This window comes from Paenisporosarcina sp. TG20, from assembly GCF_000286315.1.
Classification (GTDB): Bacteria; Bacillota; Bacilli; order Bacillales_A; family Planococcaceae; genus Paenisporosarcina.
This window is the reverse complement of sequence record NZ_ALJG01000106.1, coordinates 1-3,094: the sequence shown is the minus strand read 5'-3', so window position 1 is coordinate 3,094 and position 3,094 is coordinate 1. Positions and strand designations below refer to the sequence as shown.

The 3,094-nt window shown below is 38.1% G+C and carries 2 protein-coding genes and 1 pseudogene; all 3 read left to right on the top strand.

Translation table 11 applies throughout. The features are described from left to right. Positions 1–167 (top strand): annotated as a pseudogene (locus B371_RS23245) (IS5/IS1182 family transposase); the annotation flags it as partial. 621 nt (positions 168–788) lie between these two features. After that, positions 789–1,850, top strand: a complete 1,062-nt coding sequence (locus B371_RS0100865; RefSeq protein WP_019412458.1) for a M42 family metallopeptidase — start codon at positions 789–791, stop codon at positions 1,848–1,850. A gap of 215 nt (positions 1,851–2,065) precedes the next feature. Further along, positions 2,066–3,028 (top strand): D-glycerate dehydrogenase, encoded by a 963-nt coding sequence (locus B371_RS0100860; RefSeq protein ID WP_019412457.1) that lies wholly within the window; start codon positions 2,066–2,068, stop codon positions 3,026–3,028. Positions 3,029–3,094: the final 66 nt, after the last annotated feature.

Here is a 3,094-nt window from a genome sequence, read left to right as displayed (position 1 = left end):
CGAAGGAACGCTATAAAGTGGCGGCGAAAAATAGTGAGTTAAAAAATGGACACGGGTACGATACGGCATCGTCTGCGGGTCTATTTGGCATGGAGATACAAGGAGCCACCACGATATTCGCAGTGAATCTTAAACGAATACTGAAACTAATAAACGAAAAAGAGTAAGAAATAGACAAAGAAAGAAGGCACTTTCTGTTCAAAATCGAACAGAAAGTGCCTTCTTTTTGTTTGGAAAACCACTACACTATAAAAAACGTAAGTTTTTCAGTGCCCTCCATACTTTGCCCGGTTTTTCTTAGACTGACTTTTGATCATCTAATTATAGGGGTTTCTAACTAATTTAATTGAAAAAGAAGATTTTCCAAGCTGACTCCCATAATAAGGACGTCTGTTTCAGCAAGTATACGCATTTTCATTGGGATATAATGGTCATTATTTGCTGAGTGAGCGAAAAGTAGTGTTGAGTGAGCGGAAATCTAATTTGAGTGAGCGAAAAGTGCTAAATGGATGAAAAGTATAAACTTGCTGCACATTTTTTCAACTTAACAAGGAGTTACTCGTACAATTGACCAATGCACCCGACATATAATAAATCAGGCGACTTTATATCATCAAATAGTTCTGAAAAATTCGTACTTACAAGTTCTTAAGCATGTTGTCCCATGTTATCTCCGCTACTTGCATTCTAAATGTTCTGATTTTATACTGAACTTAGTACTCTACTAAAAGATGATCAATCTAATAATAGAGCAAAATCCAATTTACTTTGAAAGGGAAGAAACTACAATGATAGATATTTTAAAAACATTAACGAGCCTTTCAGGTCCTTGTGGATATGAACATTCGGTATCCTATTTTCTTAGAGACTATTTAGCTGATAAGGTAGATGAGGTTCGAATCGATCCAATCGGAAATGTAATTGCTAGAAAAATAGGAGATAAGCCAGGTCCAACAATTTTACTGACAGCTCATATGGATGAAGTTGGATTTATGGTTAGGAAAATTGAGGAGAATGGTTTATTGCGCTTTGAAAAGCTTGGTGGTCATGATGACCGAATTCTTTTAGCTCAACCGGTGACTGTCATGGGAGAAAAAGGTCATGTATCCGGTTTAATAGGAACAATGTCTGCCCATTATATGAAGTTTGATGATGCTTCCAAGGTAAGGAAACATCAAAATCTCTACATAGATATTGGTGCATTTTCGAAGGAAGAGGTACTTGATATGGGAATTGAAATTGGAACTCCAGTTACATGGGGTTCAGAGTTTGTGTTATTTGGACCAGCAAACCATCAAAGGGTAAGAGCTAAGTCTTTAGATGATAGAGCAGGCTGTGCTGTACTCGTTAAGGTGCTTGAAGAAATAAATAATGTGTCATTTGCTGGTGAACTTATATTTCTTTTTGCAGTTCAGGAGGAAGTAGGGTTACGAGGGGCGAAAACAGCAGCAGAACATTTAGATGCAGATGCGGCAATTGCTATTGATACAACAGCAGTTAGTGATACTCCAGAAGAAACTATGGATCAGACACTAGGACTTGGGCTGGGTACCGGAATAAAAGTTATGGACTTTAGTTTAATCGTCCATAAAACTATGAAAGATCTATTAATTAAACTGGCTAAAGATAATAATATTCCATACCAGTTAGAAGTTTTCCCAGGGATTGGTACAGATGGGGGGGCTGTCAACCATGCCAATAAAGGAATCCCTACCGGAGTCTTGTCAATTCCTTCCCGCTATGCGCATTCTCCTGTGGAAGTAGTTGATTTAGGGGATTTAGAAGCTACTAAGGAGCTCCTTAAAACCTTTATTTTAAACATGCACAAAGATCAAAAGTTTCCATTTTAGTGGAAATTAGGGCTGTTATGAGGATAAAGTAAGCAAAAATGCAGTCGAAATTGTATCTTCGGCTGCTTCGTTTTGTTATAGATAGGATTTTTTCTTTCATTCCCCAAAAACGAAATAGAATCAAAGACAGGAATATATCTACAACTGTCGAATAAATATTCTATAAGAGTGTGTTGTTTATTAAGGTGAAAAACAAGCGTAAGGAGAGTGATTATATGAAACCGAAAATATACATAACACGAAAATTGCCTGATATCGTGGTTGACCGACTTCGTGAAGTCTGTGAAGTGAGCATGTGGGAAGAAGAGGAGAAGCCCGTAACGAGAGAAGTACTTGAGCTAGAAATTCGAAAAGTAGACGGTCTTCTGTGCACAGTGTCTGATACGATTGATGAGTCTCTAATGAATGAGGCAAGCCATTTGAAAATTATTAGTAACATGGCTGTTGGTTACAACAATATTGACATAAATGCTGCATCCGAAAAAGGAATAATGGTTACCAATACGCCAGGTGTATTAACAGAAACTACGGCTGACTTAACATTTGCGCTGCTGATGGCTACTGCAAGAAGGTTGATTGAGTCCTCTGATTACTTACGTGACGGTAAATGGAAGTCCTGGTATCCCATGCAATTGACAGGACAGGATATTAACGGGTCCACACTTGGCATCATCGGAATGGGAAGAATCGGCGAGGCTTTGGTGAAAAGGGCTAAAGGTTTTGATATGAAGGTTCTTTATTCGAATCGGTCAAGAAAATTAAAAGTAGAGGAAGAATTAGGTATTGAATACGTAGATAAAGAGACATTACTCCAACAGTCTGATTTTGTTTGTGTATTAGTTCCTTTAACACCAGAAACCAAAAATATCATTGATAAAGAAGAGTTAGCGTTAATGAAATCAAGCTCTGTTTTAATTAATACAGCGCGTGGTGGTGTTGTGAATGAAAAGGCACTATATGATGCTTTGAGCAGTAACAAGATTTGGGCAGCAGGGTTAGATGTTTTTGAACAAGAGCCCGTTCCAACCGACCATCCATTATTGACATTACCGAATGTCGTTGCTATCCCCCATATCGGGAGTTCGAGTATACCTACTCGCTTAAGAATGGCTCAGCTAGCCGCAACTAATTTGATGGATGGTGTTCTTGGAGAGATTCCAAAGTATTTAGTTAAATAGATAGTTTTGTGAGGGGTTCCGCATACTACTCCTTTAATAATCTATGTTGATTTCCGTTACAGGCGG

Bases quoted from the DNA above. Each gene is read 5' to 3' on its own strand.
- B371_RS0100860 (WP_019412457.1), top strand. From the start codon at position 2,066: ATGAAACCGAAAATATACATAACACGAAAATTGCCTGATATCGTGGTT.
- B371_RS0100865 (WP_019412458.1), top strand. From the start codon at position 789: ATGATAGATATTTTAAAAACATTAACGAGCCTTTCAGGTCCTTGTGGA.